Here is a 17042-nt window from a genome sequence, read left to right as displayed (position 1 = left end):
TCAGGCAAACACGAAGTATTTGCGCACCGTCTCCACCACCTCCCAGGTGCCGCACATGCCCGGCTCGACGATGAAGATGTCGCCGGCGCGCAGGTGGATCGGCTCCTGACCGTCCGGGGTGATGATGCAGTAGCCCTCCTGGAAGTGGCAGTACTCCCACTTGTCGTAGGCCACCCGCCACTTGCCCGGGGTGCAGATCCAGGTGCCCATGATCTTCTTGCCGTCTTCCGAGGTGTAGGCGTTGAGGTTGACGGTGTGCGGCTCGCCGTCCAGACGCTGCCACTTGCAGGCGTCGAGCACGGGAACGGGCTGGGTGTTGCGCAATACGGTGATAGGTTGCATAGGAGCTCCTTGAGACGGATGACAAAGCCCGCCCAGCCTAGGGCCGCAACCCGCAGCGCGATTGTCTGAACTCGACCTGCAACTGCCTGTAAGCGCGCTCGCCGCGCGCCACTGGCCGGGCGAGCCCGGGCAAGGCTAAGCTGTGGGCCATGACCCGGCCCTACCTAACCCCGTCCCAGAGCAGCCCCACGGATGCCGCCACCGGTCTGCGCATCGGCGGCGACTGGACGCTGGCCCACTACAGCCACCTCGAACCCCAGGTGCTGGCGCTGCGCGAGCGCCTGGCGGCCGAGACGCCCGTTGACCTGGGCGAGCTGGCGGCGCTGGACACCGCCGGCGCCGCGCTGCTGCTGGAGCTGCTCGGCAGCGCGCGTCTGCGCCAGCTGGCGCAGCAGGCCGAACTCAGCGCGCAGCGCCGCGCCCTGCTGCTGGCGGTGGCCGATGCCATGGCCGGCAGCCGCCAGACGCAACCGCCGCCGGCGCCCTCGGTGCTGCGCGAGGTGCTCGGGCATATCGGCGAGGTGGTCGAGGGCCTGTGGCACCAGGGCCGGGCGCTGCTCGGCTTTATGGGCCTGACCCTGGCCAGCATGCTCGCCATCGCCCTGCGCCCGACGCGCTGGCGCCTGACCTCGCTGGCCGCGAACCTGGAGCAGTGCGGCCTCAACGCGGTGCCCATAGTCGCCCTGCTGACCTTCCTGGTCGGCGCCGTGGTGGCCTTTCTCGGCGCCACCATCCTCGCCGAGTTCGGCGCCAGCATCTACACGGTCAACCTGGTGGCCTACTCCTTCCTCCGCGAGTTCGGCGTGCTGCTTACCGCCATCCTCATGGCCGGGCGCACCGCCAGCGCCTTCACCGCGCAGATCGGCTCGATGAAGGCCAACGAGGAGATCGACGCCATCCGCACCCTGGGCCTGAGCCCGGTGGAGCTGCTGGTGCTGCCACGGGTGTTCGCCATGCTCATCGCCCTGCCGATTCTGACCTTTATCGCCATGCTCAGCGGCATGTTCGGCGGCGCCCTGGTCTGCGCCCTGAGCCTGGACATCTCGCCGACCATGTACCTGTCGATCCTGCACGACAGCGACCTGCTGCGGCACTTTCTGGTCGGCCTGCTGAAGGCGCCGATCTTCGCCTTTCTGATCGCCCTGATCGGTTGCCTGGAAGGCTTCAAGGTCAGCGGCAGCGCGCAGTCGGTGGGCGAGCACACCACCTCGGCGGTGGTTCAGTCGATCTTCGTGGTGATCCTGCTCGACGCCCTCGCCGCGCTGTTTCTGATGGAGATGGGCTGGTGAGCCGCGAGACCGTCATCGAGGTGCGCGAGCTGTGCAACAGGTTCGGCAGCCAGGTGGTGCACCAGCACCTGGATTTCGACCTCTATCGCGGCGAGATCCTCGGCGTGGTCGGCGGCTCGGGCACCGGCAAGTCGGTGCTGCTGCGCAGCATCGTCGGCCTGCGCCAGCCCGATGCCGGCACCGTGCGGGTGTTCGGCGAAGAGCTGCTGAGCCTGCCGGCCGAGCGCCGCTCGCAGCTGGAACGGCGCTTCGGCGTGCTCTACCAGCGCGGCGCGCTGTTCTCCTCGTTGACCGTCGGCGAGAACATCGCCCTGCCGCTGATCGAGCACGCCGGCCTGTCGCGCGCCGCCGCCGAGCGCCTGGCGCGGGTCAAGATCGCCCTCGCCGGCCTGCCGCAGGACGCCGCCGACAAATACCCCAGTTCGCTGTCCGGCGGCATGGTCAAGCGCGCCGCCCTGGCCCGCGCCCTGGCGCTGGACCCGGACATCCTGTTTCTCGACGAGCCCACCGCCGGCCTCGATCCCATCGGCGCGGCGGCCTTCGACCAGCTGATCCGCACCCTCTGCGACAGCCTGGGCCTGAGCGTGTTTCTGGTCACCCATGATCTGGATACGCTGTACAGCATCTGCGATCGGGTCGCCGTGCTGGCGCAGAAGAAGGTGCTGGTGGCCGACCGCCTGGAGGTGGTGGCCGCCACCGACGACGCCTGGATTCAGCAATATTTTCACGGCCCGCGTGGACGCGCGGCCGCACAGGCCGCCACCGCGGCAGGGAGTGGATAAATGGAACCCAGAGCCCATCACGTACTGATCGGCCTGTTCACCGTGCTCACGCTGGGCGCCGCGCTGCTGTTCGCCCTGTGGCTGAACAAGGCCGGCGCCGAGCGCGCCTTCACCGATTACGAGGTTATCTTCAACGAGGCGGTCAGCGGCCTGTCGCAGGGCAGCGCGGTGCAGTACAGCGGGATCAAGGTCGGCGACGTGATCAGCCTCGGCCTCGACCCGGACGACCCGCGCACCGTGCGCGCACGCATCCGCATCGTCGGCCACACGCCGATCAAGCAGGACACCCGCGCGCGCCTGTCGATCACCGGCATCACCGGCCTGGCGGTGATCCAGCTGCACGGCGGCAGCCCGGAGAGCCCGCCGCTGCGAGGCGAGGACGGCCAACCGGGCATCATCATCGCCGACCGCTCGCCGCTGTCCCGGCTGATGGCCAACGGCGAGGACCTGGTGGTCAACATCACCCGCCTGCTCAACCGCGCCAACCGCATGCTCTCGCGCGAGAACGCCGAGCGCGTGGCACGCACCCTGGACAACCTGGAACGGGCCAGCGCCGGCCTCGCCGGCCAGCGCGACGAACTCAGCGCCGCCCTGCAGCAGGCTGGCGCCGCCACCCGCGAGGCGGCCGAACTGATGCGCACCGCCAACCGCCTGCTCGACGGCCAGGGCAGCCAGGCCCTGGACAACGCCGAGCGCCTGATGGCCTCGCTGGAGCGCAGCAGCCGCAGCATCGAGCAGTTGCTGGAAAGCAACCGCAGCGCGCTGGACAGCGGCCTGCAGGGCCTCGGCGAACTGGGCCCGGCGATCGGCGAGCTGCGCGACACCCTCGGCGCCCTGCGCAGCTTCTCCCAGCGCCTGGAACGGGACCCCACCGGCTACCTGCTGCGCAACGACAGCATCAAGGAGTTCCAACCATGAAGCCTCTGCCCCTGCTGCTGGCCGCCGGCCTGCTCGGCGCCTGCTCGATCCTGCCGCAGAGTGAGCCGCTGGACGTCTACCTGCTGCCGGCGGCGCAACTGCCGGCCCAGACTCAACGGGTCGACTGGGCGCTGCGGATCAATAGTCCCAGCAGCAATCAGCTGCTCGACGGCACGCGCATCGTCGTGCTGCCCGAGCCGGAGCGGGTCAACACCTACCAGGGCGTGCGCTGGAGCGAACGCACCCCACAGCTGCTGCAGGCGCGCCTGCTCGACGCCTTCCACGACGACGGCCGCATCCGCGCGCTGAGCAGCGACGCGCAGCGCCTGCAGGCCGACTTGGAACTGGTCAGCGAGCTGCGCGCCTTCCACAGCCAGTACCAGGGCGAGCGGCCCGAGGCGCTGATCCAGCTCGACGTGCGCCTGGTCGATGCGCGCGACCAGCGCATCCTCGCCAGCCGCCGCTTCAGCGCGACCCAGCCGGCCAGCGATAGCTCGGTACCGGCGGTGGTCGCCGCCTTCGGCCAGGCCGGCGATCGCCTGGCCCAGGAGCTGGTGGACTGGACGGTGGCCGAAGGGCAACGCCGCCGCTAAGCGCGATCCCATGGGGTGGTGCAGGACCGCTCAGGTCGTACGCAGCAGCCGGTATCGCTGCGCGCGGCGCACCCTACGAACGGGCCGCCAGCCAATCGCGCACTTCGCCGTAGGGGTAGTCCTCCAGCGCGGCGAAGCCGGCCAGCTGGCGCGCCTTGAGCTTGGTGAACAGCGGCGTGGTCACGCCGCAGAGAAAGCGCGTCAGGCATTCGCGGCTCGGCATCTGTCCAGCGTGCTGCAGGTGCGTTTCGCTAAAGGCCGCACACAGCGCCTGCGCATCGCGCCCGCTTAGCGGCGGCCGGTCTGGCGGCGCCGGCAAGGTGGCGACACGCCCCAGGCACACCGAACAATGCCCGCAGCGCTCGGGCGCCTGGGTATCGCCGAAGTACAGCGCCAGGCGCCGGCTTAGACAATCGCGGCTCTCGAACAGGGCGAGCATGGCCTGGATACGGGCGATCTCGCTGGCCTCGTGGGCGCGGAAATGGCCGTGCAGCTGCTCGGCCAGGACGACGGGGTCGAATTCGGCGTCCAGCAGGGCATAGACCTCGGTCATCTGCTTGCTTTCCAGCTCGACCCAGCCCTTCTCCTGGAAGTAGTCCAGCGCCTTGATCACCCGCGCACGCTCGGCGTCGTGGTCGCGATTCAGCGCATCGAAATCCAGGGTGCTCCAGGTGCGCGCCCGGCGCGAGCTGGAGAGAATCGCCTCGACGAACCGGCGTCGTTCGCCCTCGAACTGCGCCAGCAGCGCCGCTTCGTCCAGCAGCAGCTTGAAGCGGTATTCGGCGAAGTAGGCGTAGCGCGGCGCGATGATGCCGCGCAGCTCCAGCTGCACCAGCAGGGTCTTGAGCGGCAGCGCGCGGATATTGCTCTGTTCGGCCAGCTGGCCCAGCATCAGCTCCCACTGCCCGCCCACGCCGACCGCGTGCAGCTCGTCGAGCACGGCGCGAATGCCGCTGAGCTCCGGTGTGTCGCCATAGACGAAGTTCTCCAGCACGCTGAGGCTGTCGCGGTTGGCCAGCACCAGGCAATCCGAGGCCTGGCCGTCGCGGCCGGCGCGGCCGATCTCCTGGCTGTAGTTCTCGATGGATTTCGGCAGGTCGAAATGCACCACGTTGCGGATATCGCGCTTGTCGATGCCCATGCCGAAGGCGATGGTGGCGACGATGCACTGCAGTTCGCCGGCCATGAAGCGGCGCTGGATCGACTCGCGTACCTCGTGCGCCATGCCGGCGTGGTAGGCGCTGACCGCCAGACCGTCGCGCGCCAGGCGCTCGGCGACCTGCTCGGCGGTCTTCTGCTGGGTGACGTAGACGATGCTGGCCTGCTCGCGCCGCGGCGTCAGCCAGTCCTGCAGACGGCGCAGCTTGGCGCTGCCTGCCACCGGCTCGACCAGCAGGTTGAGGTTGGGCCGGTAGAAGCCGGTGGTGACCACGTCCGCTTCGGCGATGGCGAATTTCTCGCGCATGTCGGCGATCACCTTGGGCGTCGCCGTGGCGGTGAGCAGCAGCACCTGGGCGATGCCGAACTGGCGCTGGTAGTCGGGCAGCTTGAGGTAGTCGGGGCGAAAGTTGTGGCCCCATTCGGAGATGCAGTGGGCCTCGTCGACCACCAGCAGGGAGATCGGCACCTGGGCGATGAAATGGCGGAAGCGCTCGTTCTTCAGGCGCTCCACCGAGATCATCAGAATCTTCAGCTCGCCAGCCTTGGCCCTGGCCATGACCGCACTGGCCTGTTCGCGGCTTTGCGCCGAATCGATGCTGGCCGCCGCGATGCCGCGGGCGTGGAGGAAGGCCAGCTGATCCTGCATCAGCGCCAGCAGCGGCGAGATCACCAGGGTGAGATGGGGCAGGTGCAATGCCGGCAGCTGGTAGCACAGCGACTTGCCCGAGCCGGTGGGAAAGATCGCCGCCGCCGAGCGACCGGCGAGCACGGCGCTGACCACCTGCTCCTGGCCGGGGCGCAGCTGATCGAAACCGAAGACGCGTTTGAGGGTGGACATAAGCCGTCACTCCATTGACCGCCGAATGGCCCATGACCATAACGCGGTTCGGTAGGGTGCGCCATGCGCACCGGCAGAGTCCCGTGGAGAACGCGCGGCGCACCCTACCCGGAAATGACAAAGCCGCCCGAAGGCGGCCTTGTCGTAGCGCGCGGCGCGAGCTTAGAGCTGCGGGCCGGCGTTCTTGATGGCGTCGCTGACGTCGAACTTCTGGAAGTTGTCGATGAACAGCTTGGCCAGGGCCTTGGCGGCTTCGTCGTAGGCGTTCTGGTCTGCCCAGGTGTTGCGCGGGTTGAGCAGGTTGGTCTCGACGCCCGGTACCGACTTCGGCACGTTGAGGTTGATGATCGGCAGTTGCTCGGTCTCGGTGCCGATCAGCGCACCGCTCTGGATCGCGGCGATCACACCACGGGTGGTGGGGATGCTGAAACGCTTGCCGACGCCGTAGCCGCCGCCGGTCCAGCCGGTGTTGACCAGGTAGACCTTGGAGCCGAAGGCCTTGATCCGCTTGATCAGCAGCTCGGCGTAGACGCCGGCCGGGCGCGGGAAGAACGGTGCGCCAAAGCAGGTGGAGAAGGTCGACTTGATGCCGGCGCCCGAACCCATTTCGGTGGAACCGACCAGCGCGGTGTAGCCGGAGAGGAAGTGGTAGGCGGCCTGTTCCTCGTTGAGGATCGACACCGGCGGCAGTACGCCGGTCAGGTCGCAGGTGAGGAAGATCACCGCGTTCGGCTCGCCGCCGAGGTTCCGCTCGCTGCGCTTCTCGACGTGGGTCAGCGGGTAGGCCGCGCGGCTGTTCTGGGTCAGGCTGTCGTCGGCGTAATCCGGGATACGGTTCTCGTCGAGCACCACGTTTTCCAGCACGGCGCCGAACTGGATGGCCTTCCAGATCACCGGCTCGTTCTTCTCCGACAGGTCGATGCACTTGGCGTAGCAGCCACCCTCGATGTTGAACACCACGCCCTCGCCCCAGCCGTGCTCGTCGTCGCCGATCAGGTAGCGCGACTCGTCGGCCGACAGGGTGGTCTTGCCGGTGCCGGACAGGCCGAAGAACAGGGTGACGTCGCCTTCCTCGCCGATGTTGGCGGCGCAGTGCATCGGCAGCACGTCGGCTTCCGGCAGCAGGAAGTTCTGCACGCTGAACATGGCCTTCTTCATCTCGCCGGCGTAGCGCATGCCGGCGATCAGTACCTTCTTGGCGGCGAAGTTGATGATCACGCAGCCGTCGGAGTTGGTGCCGTCACGCTCAGGCACGCACTCGAAGTTGGCGACGTTGAGGATCTGCCACTCGGTCTTGCCCGCCGGGTTGTAGGTTTCCGGCTCGATGAACAGGCAGCGGCCGAACAGGTTCTGCCAGGCGGTGGCGGTGGTCATCTTGACCGCCAGGTAGTGCGCTTCGGCGGAGCCGACGTGCACGTGGGAAACGAAATGATCCTGGGCGTTGTTGAACGCCTCGACGCGGTCCCACAGGGCATCGAACTTGTCGGCCGGGAACGGACGGTTGATCGCGCCCCAGGCGATCTGCGCCTCGCTGCTCGGCTCCTGAACGATGAAACGGTCAGCCGGCGAGCGACCGGTACGGTGGCCGGTGCGGACCACCAGCGAGCCGTTGGCGGCCAGTTCGCCTTCGCCACGGCGGATGGCTTCTTCGACCAGTTGCGCGGCGCTGATGTCGGTGTACACGGCGGTGTTGGCTTGCGTCATGAGGGTCCCCGTCGGCCGCTGGCCGAGTCTTCCGAACGTTGTGTAGTACAGGGGCAACTGCACTACAGCGGTAAAAAAGTCGCGGGAGTATGCCAGAAAAGCGAACTGCTTGGCAGCCTCCGATCCGATAGAGAGCGGCTATCGCCCAGAAAAGTTCATCAATGACGGGTCTGCGACGGCGCCTCGCTGCCGCCACCGGCGAACAGCTGGGCGATGTCGGCGGCGTCGAAGGCGTAACGCTCGTTGCAGAACTGGCAGTCGATCACCACCTTGCCGCCCTGCTCGCCGAGCAGCAGCTCGGCATCGCTCTGACCGAGGCTGACCAGGGCGCTGGCCGAGCGCTCGCGCGAGCAGCTGCAGCGGAACTGCAGCGCCTGCTCGTCGAACAGACGCACGGTCTCCTGGTGGTAGAGACGGTGCAGCAGGGTCGGGTTGTCCAGGCCGAGCAGCTCCTCGGCGGACAGGGTGTCGGCCAGGGTCAGCAGGTGGTTCCAGCTTTCCTGACGCGCCTCCGGCTCGGTCTGCTGATGCGGCGGCAGCTGCTGCAGCAGCAGGCCACGAGCGCGCTGGCCGTCGGCCTTGAGCCAGAAGCGGGTGGGCAGCTGCTCGGAACTGGCGAAGTAGTTGGACAGGCACTCGGCCAGGTCGACGCCGTCGAGGGCGACGATGCCCTGGTAGCGCTGGCCCTTGGCCGGGTCGATGGTGATCGCCAGCACGCCGTCGGGCATCAGGTCGTGCAGGTCGGCGTCGGCCGTGACCCGCTCGCCGTCGTAACGGGCGATGCCGCGCAGTTCGCGGGCGCTTGAGCATTCCACCATCAGCAGCGACACGGGCCCCTCGGAGCGCGCCTGCAGCACCAGCAGGCCGTCGAACTTGAGGGTGCCGACCAGCAGGGCGGCGGCGGCCATCAGTTCGCCGAGCAGTTGCGCCACCGGCTGCGGGTAGGCGTGCTTGGCCAGCACATGGGCGTAGCTCTCGCGCAGGGCAACCATCTCGCCGCGCACGTCGGTGTCGTCGAAGAGAAAGCGTTGGCTGAAATCGGTCATAGCGGGCTGGCCTGCCTGGGTCTGCAAAAAAGGCTGGCGATTTTATGCACAAATGCCCGGACAACCAAGGCCCGGGTGTCGCGCAAGGGCGATAAGGGCCGAGCAACAGCGACGGGCGCCCACATCTACCGTGGGGCGGACATGCCGCAGGCTTGTCCGCCATCGCGCCGCCTGACCGGGCGGAGGACAAGGCTGCGCCATATCGACCCTACGCCCCTACTCCTCGTCCGCCCATGGATGGCGCAGGCCGCCGCCCTGCTGTTCGTTGAAGTGCTGGATCTGCCGGCGCTGTTTCTTGCTCGGCCGACCGTCGGTCTGCACGCCGAGGGCGCCGGCCTTGCGCAGCGCCGCGGCCTGCTCGCGGCGGGCGATGCTCGCCTCGGTCTCGCGATACAGCAGCTGCGCCTCCGGCGCGCCGCGGCGCACCGCCGACAGCGCCAGCACCACCACGGTGCGTTCGTCGAAGCCGGTGCGCAGCACGTATTCGTCGCCCACCCTGGGCTCCTTGCCCGGCTTGCAGCGCTCGCCGCGGTGGTGCACCTTGCCGCCCTCGATGGCCGCCTTGGCCAGCGCGCGGGTCTTGTAGAAGCGTGCCGCCCACAGCCATTTGTCCAGGCGCACCTTGTCGTCGTCTTTGTCGCTCATCTCACCTCTGCTGGGTTTGCCAGCCGGCAGAAACTGCCTGATGCAGTTGTCACACGGCGCTACTAGAATGCGCGAAATCATATCAGTCCGTTGAAAAACGTAGGCGAGGCAGCCAGTGCAAGGCAAAAACAGGCGAGGACGCGGAGTTTACGGGCTGTAAATGAGCAGTCCGAGCCTGTTTTTAACGCAGCAATGGCAACGCAGGTAGTTTTTCAACTGCCTGATAGGCCTTGTCGGCCGCTGGGGAATACCACCACCTTGAAGACCTTCGACCAGCTCAGCGTGATCGGCCTGCGCGAGTGGATCAACCTGCCCGAGCTCGGCATCATCGGCCTGCGCGCCAAGATCGACACCGGCGCCAGCACCTCGAGCCTGCACGCCAGCGATATCCAGCCGTTCCAGCGCGATGGCGAGGACTGGGTGCGCTTCACCGCCTACCTTGGCACCCAGGTGCAGCGCCGCCACCGCTGCGAGGCGCAGATGGTCTCGGTCAAACGCATCAAGAGTTCCAACGGCCTGGCGCAGAGCCGCTACGTGATCCGCACCCACCTGGCCCTGGGCGATCGCCTGTGGCCGGTGGAGTTCACCCTGGCCTGCCGCAAGACCATGCGCTACCGCGTGCTGCTCGGTTCCAAGGCGCTGATCGCCGGGCAACTGGTGGTCAACCCGGCGCTCAGCTACGTGCAAGACAAACCCACCCTGCCCTCCTCCGTTCCAGGTGCCCAATGAAGATCGCCGTGCTGTCGCGCAACCCGCGTCTGTATTCCACCCGCCGTCTGGTGGAGGCCGGGCAACAGCGCGGCCACGAGATGCAGGTGATCGACACCCTGCGCGCCTATATGAACATCGCCAGCCACAAGCCGCAGATCCACTACCGCGGCCAGGCGCTGGAAGGCTTCGACGCGGTGATCCCGCGCATCGGCGCCTCGGTGACCTTCTATGGCTGCGCGGTGCTGCGCCAGTTCGAGATGATGGGCGTCTACCCGCTCAACGAATCGGTCGCCATCAGCCGCTCGCGCGACAAGCTGCGCGCCCTGCAGCTGCTGTCGCGCAAGGGCATCGGCCTGCCGGTGACCGGCTTCGCCCACTCCCCCGACGACATCCCCGACCTGATCCAGATGGTCGGCGGCGCGCCGCTGGTGATCAAGGTGCTGGAAGGCACCCAGGGCAAGGGCGTGGTGCTGGCCGAGACGCACAAGGCGGCCGAGTCGGTGCTCGAAGCCTTCTTCGGCCTCAAGCAGGACATCATGGTCCAGGAGTACATCCAGGAGGCCGGCGGCGCCGATATCCGCTGCTTCGTGGTCGGCGACAAGGTGATCGCCTCGATGAAGCGCCAGGCCAAGGCCGGCGAGTTCCGCTCCAACCTGCACCGCGGCGGCACCGCCAGCCTGATCAAGATCACCCCCGAGGAGCGCATGACCGCGGTGCGCGCCGCCCGGGTGATGGGGCTGAACGTCGCCGGGGTGGACATCCTGCGCTCCAATCACGGCCCGCTGGTGATGGAGGTGAACTCCTCGCCGGGCCTGGAAGGCATCGAGACCACCACCGGCAAGGACGTCGCCGGGATCATCGTCGAACACCTGGAAAAGTACGCCGAACCCGGGCAGACCCGCACCAAGGGGCGTGGCTGAGCCGCGCTACGCCGGGTCGGTCGCAAACGCCCCTTATCCCCACACGGCCTGGGCGGTACCGCGCCACTCTAGCGGTGGTGCGCCTCCAGCCAGGCGAGAAACTCCGCTTCCGCCAGCGGCCGGCTGAGCAGGTAGCCCTGGCCCAGCGAGCAGCCGTGCTCGCGCAGCAGCTCCAGCTGGGCGGCGCGTTCGATGCCTTCGGCCACGCACTCCAGGTCGAGGTTGCGGGCGATCACCAGGATGGTCTGCACCAGCAGGCGGCCGCTCTCCTCGCCGTCGAGGTCGGCGACGAAGCTGCGGTCGATCTTCAATCGGTCCAACGGCAGGCGCTTGAGGTAGGTCAGCGACGAGTAGCCGGTGCCGAAATCGTCGATGGCGAAGCGCACGCCGAGGGCCTTGAGCCGCTGCATGGTGGCGATGCACTGGTCGACGTCCTCCAGCAGCACCCCTTCGGTGATCTCCAGCTCCAGCGAGGCCGGCGCCACGCCATGGCGCTGCAGGCAGGCCTGGATACGCGCCACGCAATCGGCCTGGCGCAGCTCGCGCGGGCTGAGGTTGACCGCCAGCACCAGCTGCGGCCACTGCCGATGCCAGCGCGTCAGCGCCGCGCAGGCCTGCTCCAGCACCCAGTGGCCGACGTCCTGGATCAGCCCGGTTTCCTCGGCCAGGGGGATGAACTGATCCGGGGCGATCTCGCCGCGCTCCGGGTGACGCCAGCGCAGCAGCACCTCGGCGCCGGCCACCTTGCCGGTGGCCAGCGCCAGCTGCGGCTGGAACACCAGGTGCAGTTGCTCGCGGGCGATGGCCTGGCGCAGCTCGCTCTGCAGCTGCAGGCGCTGGTCGATGGCCGCCTGCATTTCCGGGGCGAAGAAGTGCAGGGCGTTGCGCCCGGCGTGCTTGGCCCGGTACATCGCGGTGTCGGCCTGCTTGAGCACGTCGGCGGCGTTCTGCCGCTCCAGCGGGTGCAGGGCGATGCCGATGCTGGCGCTGATCGACAGCTCGTGGCCGTCGATGGTGCAGCTGCCGAGCAGGCCGCGCAGCAGCTTGTCGCCCACCGCCGCGGCGTGTTCGGCGACCACCCGCGGGTCGTCGCCGAGCGCCTCCAGCAGCACCACGAACTCGTCGCCGCCGAGCCGCGCCAGGGTGTCCTCGGCGCGCAGCTCGCGCGCCAGGCGGCTGGTCACCTCGCGCAGCAGGCCATCGCCGATCAGGTGGCCAAGGCTGTCGTTGACCGTCTTGAAGTGATCCAGGTCGATGAACAGCAGCGCACCCAGGCGGCCCTCGCGCGCCTCGCGGTCCATGGCGTGCTGCAGGCGGTCGAGCAGCAGGCGGCGATTGGGCAGCCCGGTCAGTTCGTCGCTGTAGGCCAGGCGCTCGATCTCGCGCTGGTAGCGCTGGCGCTCGGAGATATCGGTGACGCTGCCGCGGATCAGCAGCTGCTCGCCGGGCATGCGCACCAGGCGCACCTCGCAGGGCAGCTGGCGGCCGGCGCTGTCGCGGTGCAACCATTCGAACACCGGCGCCTCGCCGGCGATGGCGCGCTTGAGATGCACCTTGCCGATCTCCGCCGAGAGCTGGCCGTCGGCCTGGCGCAGCGGGCTGATCTCCAGCACCGTCTTGCCCAGCAGTTCCTCGCGGCGGTAGCGGAACAGGCGCAGGGCGTTCTCGTTGAAATCGACCATGCCGCCCTTGGGGGTGAACAGCATGATCGCCTCGGGCGCGTGCTCGACCAGGGTGCGATAGCGCGCCTCGGCCTCGCGACGGGCGCTGACGTCCTCCACCAGCAGCAGGAACATGCCCGGGCGGCCCTGGCCGTTGCGCACCGCGCGCAGGCTGAGGCGGGTATGCACCTGCTGGCCGTCGGCGCGCAGGAAGCGCTTGTCCAGCTCGAAGCCGTCGCTGCTGCCGCCCAGCACCGCATCCAGTTGCTGCTGCTCGGCGGCCAGGTCGTCCGGATGCGACAGCTCGTCCCAGGTGCAGCGCAGCAGCTCCTCGCGCGAGCGGCCGAGGATGGCGCACAGCTTGTGGTTGACCTCCTCCCAGCCGAAGGTCGGCGTGGTCAGGGCCATGCCGATCAGCGGCGCCTCGAAGAACAGGCGCAGGCGTTCGTCGCGCTCGCGCAGCTGCTGCTCGGCGCGCTTGCGCTCGCTGATGTCCTGGATCGCGCCGTAGACCCGCACCAGCGTCGTGCCGTCGCGCTCGGCCACCCCGCGCAGGCGCACCCAGCCGTTGCGCGCCGCCAGGCGCGCCTCCAGGTCGAAGTGGTTGCGCCCGGCCAGCGCCTCGGCCAGGTTGGCGCGGATCAGCGCCTGGCTGGCGCCGTCGTAGTAGTCCAGCGCCTGCTCCAGCAGCGGTGCGCCGAGCGCCAGGTCGCGGCCGACGATGCGGTAGCAGCCCTCGCTCCAGAACATGCTCAGGTCGGTCAGCTCCAGCACCCAGCCGCCGATGTCGGCGATGCTCTCGGTCTGGCTGAACAGGTGGCTCTGGCGCAGCATGGCCAGGCGCTGCTGCTCGACCTTGGCGGCCAGCTCCTCGCGCTCGGTGACGTCGTGCTGCAGGCCGACGAAGTGGCTGATGCCCTGCTCGTCGCGCATCGGCGCCAGCACCACCTCGTTCCAGAACGGGCTGCCGTCCTTGCGGTAGTTGCGCAGCACCGCATGGCCGCTGCGCCCCTCGCGCAGCGCCGCGCGCAGCTGTTTCAGGTCGCGCTGGTTGCGGTCGTCGCCGGCGAGGAAGCGGCAGTTGCGCCCCAGCACCTCCTCGACGGTGTAGCCGGTGATGCGGCTGAACGCCGGGTTGCAGTAGATCAGCGGCAGGTCGGGCTGGCGCGCGTCGGCGATGGTCACCCCCAACGGGCTGGCCTCCATGGCCAGGTTGGCGCGCGCCAGTTGCTGCTGCATCTGCGCGCTACGCGCCAGTGCCTGGCGCAGGTCGCCGAGGGCGCGGCCGACCAGCAGCGCGGCGCTCATCAGCAACAGCACGGTGAGTTGCAGCTGGCTGCGTTGCAGATCCGGAGCACCGAGGCCGAGGCCATCGCGCAGCAGCGGCAGCAGCAGGGTCGCGGCGAAGGCCAGGACCACGCCGTACAACGCCCCGGCGAAGGCGTGCCGCAGGGCCAGCACCAGCATGCAGATGCCCAGCAGTGGCAGGCCGAGCAGCGTCGGCAGGCTGCCGAGCAGCGCCGCCAAGAGCAGCAGGGCGCCGCCGGCGAACAACCAGCCCAGCGGCGAGCGGCTGAGGCTCAGCGCCGGCGCGGCGTCCGTCACGTCCTTATGCAACCAGCCACGCACGCGCAGCAGCGGGCTGGCGTAGGCCAGCAGCAGCGGCGCCAGCGCCAGCAGGCCGATGCCGTCGCTCAGCCACACCCCCAGCACGGCCAGCGCCCACTGCTCGCCGCCCTGCAGGCCGGTGAGCCACAGGTTGCCCTGCAGACCGAAGGCCACCAGGGTGGTCGGCAGCAGCACGCCGAAGGCGAGAAAGCGCAGCAGATCGGCCAGGCGGCCGAGCGCGGGGTCGAACGGCTGGCGCCGCAACAGCCACCAGCCCAGCGCCACCGCGGCGGTTTCCGGCAAGGCATAGAGCGGCGCCCACTGCCAGGGCAGGCCCCACAACGGCGTGCTGAGCAGGGCGTTGAGGTACAGCGCCGGCAGCACCCGCGGCCCCCACCACAGGCACAGCACCAGGCCGAGCAGCAGCGGCAGGTAGCACAGCGCTACCCCGTCATCCAGGCGGGTGGTCAGGGATAACCAGGTTCCCAGGTGGAAAAGCGGCAGCGGCAGCCACCAAGTCCATTTGGGCAGGCGGTCGGATAAGGCGGCGGGCATGCGGGCCTCGAGTGGGTACGCTGGCACAGCATAGCCCAGCGCCAGAGCCTCTGACCGCAGATTGCCAGCATGCCTCGGACGGCTGGTCGCCCGAGTCGCTCAGACCGCGTCGCGCGGCAGCAGCAGCCCCAGCGGCAGGCGCACGCGCGCCTCCAGGCCGCCGCCGGAGCGGTTGCGCAGCTCCACGCTGCCGCCGTGCAGGGCGGCGATGCGTTTGACGATGGCCAGGCCGAGGCCGGTGCCGCGCCCGCCGCGGGCGCGGTCGCCGCGAATGAAGGGGTTGAAGATGCTGTCCAGCTCGGCCGGGTCGATGCCGTTGCCGCGGTCCAGCACGCTGAGCACCACATAGGGCGCGTTGTGGTCGCCGGCCAGGCTGGCGACCACTTCCACGGCGTCGCCGCCGCCATGGTTGAGGGCGTTCTCCACCAGGTTGGTGAGCAGGCGCTTGATCGACACCCGGCGCAGCGGGAAGGGCGGAATGGCCTCCAGGCACAGGCGCACGCGCTCGCCGTTCTGGTTGTAGGGCGCCAGCGTCTCGCGCACCAGCTCGGCGAAGTCGGCCTGCTCCACCGGCTCGTCGCGGCCGTCGCGGATAAAGGCGAGGAACTGGTCGAGGATGGCGTCCATGTCCTCGATGTCGCGCACCATGTCCTCGGTCAGTTCGGAATCGCTCTGCATGAATTCCAGCGCCAGGCGCAGGCGAGTCAGCGGCGTGCGCAGGTCGTGGGACACCCCGGCCAGCATCAGCTCGCGCTCGCGCGCCGCCTGCTCGACGTCCTCGGCCATCTGGTTGAAAGCGCGGTAGACCTCGGCCATCTCGCTCGGCGTGTCGCTGATCGGCAGGCGCACGCTGCGCCCCTGACCCAGCTGGCGGGCGGCGAACACCAGGCGCTTGAGCGGCGCGCTGAGCTGACGGACGAAGATCCAGGCCGCCGCGGTGGACAGCAGGCCGATGCCGAGGAACCAGCCGAGCACGCTCCAGATGCGCTGGCCGCGCAGCGGGTGCGGGTACATCGGCACCCGCAGCCACTCGTCGCCCAGGCTCGGCGCGCGTACCCAGAGCGCCGGCGGCGTGGTGGCGCGCACCCGCACCTCGGTGTCCGGCCCCAGCTCGGTCTGCATCTGGCGCTGGAAGATCTCGCTGTAGGGCCAGTGCTGCTCGCTGGCCGGCACCTTGTCGCGGGGGATGCGCTTGAGCCCGGCGGCCTGGGCGATGTGTTCGCGCTCCGCGGGGTTGGCCGCCCAGTAGGCGCGCAGGGTCAGCGCCGCACCGTGGCTGTACTGGCGGTCGACCAGCACGTCCTCGTTCATCATCAGATAGACCAGGGTCAGCGCCTTGGAGAACAGCACGACGATCAGCACCAGCCAGAGGGTGCGGGCGAAGAAGCTTTGCGGGAACCAGAGCGGGGTTTTCATAACGCTTCGATGTAGGTTGGGTTGAGGCGCGCAGCGCTGGAGTCCGACGCCGGGCTATCGGACAGGACGCAGTGGGCGTTGGGCTTAGCTCCGCGCAGCGCCAACCCAGGAATCACTTATTGCCGTCCGGCACGAACACATAGCCCACGCCCCAGACCGTCTGGATATAGCGTGGCTTGGACGGATCCGGCTCGATCAGCCGGCGCAGGCGGCTGATCTGCACGTCGATGGAGCGCTCCAGGGCGTCCCACTCGCGGCCGCGGGCCAGGTTCATCAGCTTGTCGCGGGTCAGCGGCTCGCGCGCATGCTGCACCAGCGCCTTGAGCACGGCGAACTCGCCGGTGGTGAGCATGTGCACCTGCTCGCCGCGCTTCAGCTCGCGGGTGGCCAGCGACAGCTCGTACTCGCCGAAGCTGACGCTCTCGTCCTCGCTGCCCGGCGCGCCCGGCACCACCGGCGCCTGGCGGCGCAGCACGGCCTTGATCCGCGCCAGCAGCTCGCGCGGATTGAACGGCTTGGCCAGGTAGTCGTCGGCGCCCAGCTCCAGGCCCTGAATGCGGCTGGACTCGTCGCCCTTGGCGGTGAGCATGATGATCGGGATCTGGTTGTTCGCCTCGCGCAGGCGGCGGCAGGCGGACAGGCCGTCCTCGCCGGGCAGCATCAGGTCGAGCACCACCAGGTTGAACAGCTCGCGGGCCAGCAGGCGATCCATCTGCTCGACGTTCTCCACGGCACGCACGCGATATCCCTGTTCGTCGAAGAAACGCTCGAGCAGGCGACGCAGACGGGCGTCGTCGTCGACGATCAGGATCTTCTCGCCTTCGGCGGCGGGGGCGCTGTGGCTCATGGCAAC

The 17042-nt window shown here is 68.9% G+C and carries 14 protein-coding genes; 6 read left to right on the top strand and 8 right to left on the bottom strand.

What is annotated here, in order from left to right; translation table 11 throughout:
• Entirely contained in the window at positions 1–342 is a 342-nt protein-coding gene (locus EA796_RS16010; RefSeq protein WP_122109319.1) for a cupin domain-containing protein, read from the bottom strand.
• A gap of 149 nt (positions 343–491) precedes the next feature.
• On the opposite strand from EA796_RS16010, the gene EA796_RS16005 reads away from it, so the two are divergent.
• Genes EA796_RS16005 through EA796_RS15990 form a run of 4 tightly spaced genes read left to right on the top strand, consistent with a single transcriptional unit; the run spans position 492 to position 3924 of the window.
• Entirely contained in the window at positions 492–1631 is a 1140-nt protein-coding gene (locus EA796_RS16005; protein ID WP_122109318.1) for an ABC transporter permease, read from the top strand.
• Positions 1628–2413, top strand: a complete 786-nt coding sequence (locus EA796_RS16000; protein ID WP_122109317.1) for an ABC transporter ATP-binding protein — start codon at positions 1628–1630, stop codon at positions 2411–2413. Before EA796_RS16005 ends, EA796_RS16000 begins: the two co-directional genes overlap by 4 nt.
• A complete protein-coding gene (locus EA796_RS15995; protein WP_122109316.1) occupies positions 2414–3331 on the top strand; it encodes an MlaD family protein in 918 nt (305 codons plus the stop codon).
• Positions 3328–3924: an ABC-type transport auxiliary lipoprotein family protein gene (locus EA796_RS15990; protein WP_122109315.1), complete on the top strand. Its 597-nt coding sequence runs from the start codon at positions 3328–3330 to the stop codon at positions 3922–3924. Before EA796_RS15995 ends, EA796_RS15990 begins: the two co-directional genes overlap by 4 nt.
• A 73-nt stretch (positions 3925–3997) precedes the next feature.
• Here EA796_RS15990 and EA796_RS15985 read toward each other — a convergent pair whose 3' ends face one another.
• The 4 genes from EA796_RS15985 to EA796_RS15970 all read right to left on the bottom strand — a co-directional run bounded on the left by EA796_RS15985 (position 3998) and on the right by EA796_RS15970 (position 9318).
• Positions 3998–5923 (bottom strand): ATP-dependent DNA helicase RecQ, encoded by a 1926-nt coding sequence (locus EA796_RS15985; protein ID WP_122109314.1) that lies wholly within the window; start codon positions 5921–5923, stop codon positions 3998–4000.
• Positions 5924–6085: 162 nt separating this feature from the next.
• On the bottom strand, positions 6086–7627 hold the full coding sequence (locus tag EA796_RS15980; protein ID WP_021443470.1) for a phosphoenolpyruvate carboxykinase: 1542 nt from the start codon (positions 7625–7627) through the stop codon (positions 6086–6088).
• A 158-nt stretch (positions 7628–7785) separates the two neighbouring features.
• Complete coding sequence (gene hslO, locus EA796_RS15975; RefSeq protein ID WP_122109313.1) at positions 7786–8673, bottom strand: Hsp33 family molecular chaperone HslO; 888 nt, start codon at positions 8671–8673, stop codon at positions 7786–7788.
• A 216-nt stretch (positions 8674–8889) separates the two neighbouring features.
• Positions 8890–9318, bottom strand: a complete 429-nt coding sequence (locus EA796_RS15970) for an RNA-binding S4 domain-containing protein (RefSeq protein ID WP_122109312.1) — start codon at positions 9316–9318, stop codon at positions 8890–8892.
• A 258-nt stretch (positions 9319–9576) separates the two neighbouring features.
• Here EA796_RS15970 and EA796_RS15965 point away from each other — a divergent pair, with 258 nt between their 5' ends.
• Together EA796_RS15965 and rimK are read left to right on the top strand one after the other, a co-directional pair.
• On the top strand, positions 9577–10047 hold the full coding sequence (locus tag EA796_RS15965; RefSeq protein ID WP_021443740.1) for an ATP-dependent zinc protease: 471 nt from the start codon (positions 9577–9579) through the stop codon (positions 10045–10047).
• Positions 10044–10949: a 30S ribosomal protein S6--L-glutamate ligase gene (gene rimK, locus EA796_RS15960; protein WP_021443741.1), complete on the top strand. Its 906-nt coding sequence runs from the start codon at positions 10044–10046 to the stop codon at positions 10947–10949. The genes EA796_RS15965 and rimK overlap by 4 nt, the downstream gene beginning before the upstream one ends.
• Positions 10950–11017: 68 nt before the next feature.
• Here rimK and EA796_RS15955 read toward each other — a convergent pair whose 3' ends face one another.
• The 3 genes from EA796_RS15955 to ompR all read right to left on the bottom strand — a co-directional run bounded on the left by EA796_RS15955 (position 11018) and on the right by ompR (position 17036).
• The gene (locus EA796_RS15955) at positions 11018–14773 is read right to left on the bottom strand and encodes an EAL domain-containing protein (RefSeq protein WP_122109311.1); all 3756 of its coding nucleotides are present in this window, start codon (positions 14771–14773) and stop codon (positions 11018–11020) included.
• A 99-nt stretch (positions 14774–14872) separates the two neighbouring features.
• On the bottom strand, positions 14873–16189 hold the full coding sequence (locus EA796_RS15950; RefSeq protein ID WP_122109310.1) for an ATP-binding protein: 1317 nt from the start codon (positions 16187–16189) through the stop codon (positions 14873–14875).
• 112 nt (positions 16190–16301) lie between these two features.
• Positions 16302–17036 (bottom strand): two-component system response regulator OmpR, encoded by a 735-nt coding sequence (gene ompR, locus EA796_RS15945; RefSeq protein WP_021443583.1) that lies wholly within the window; start codon positions 17034–17036, stop codon positions 16302–16304.
• Positions 17037–17042: the final 6 nt, after the last annotated feature.

The sequence above is a fragment of the Pseudomonas sp. AOB-7 genome, assembly GCF_003696305.1.
Classification (GTDB): domain Bacteria; phylum Pseudomonadota; class Gammaproteobacteria; order Pseudomonadales; family Pseudomonadaceae; genus Aquipseudomonas.
This window is presented reverse-complemented; position numbering and strand designations above follow the sequence as displayed.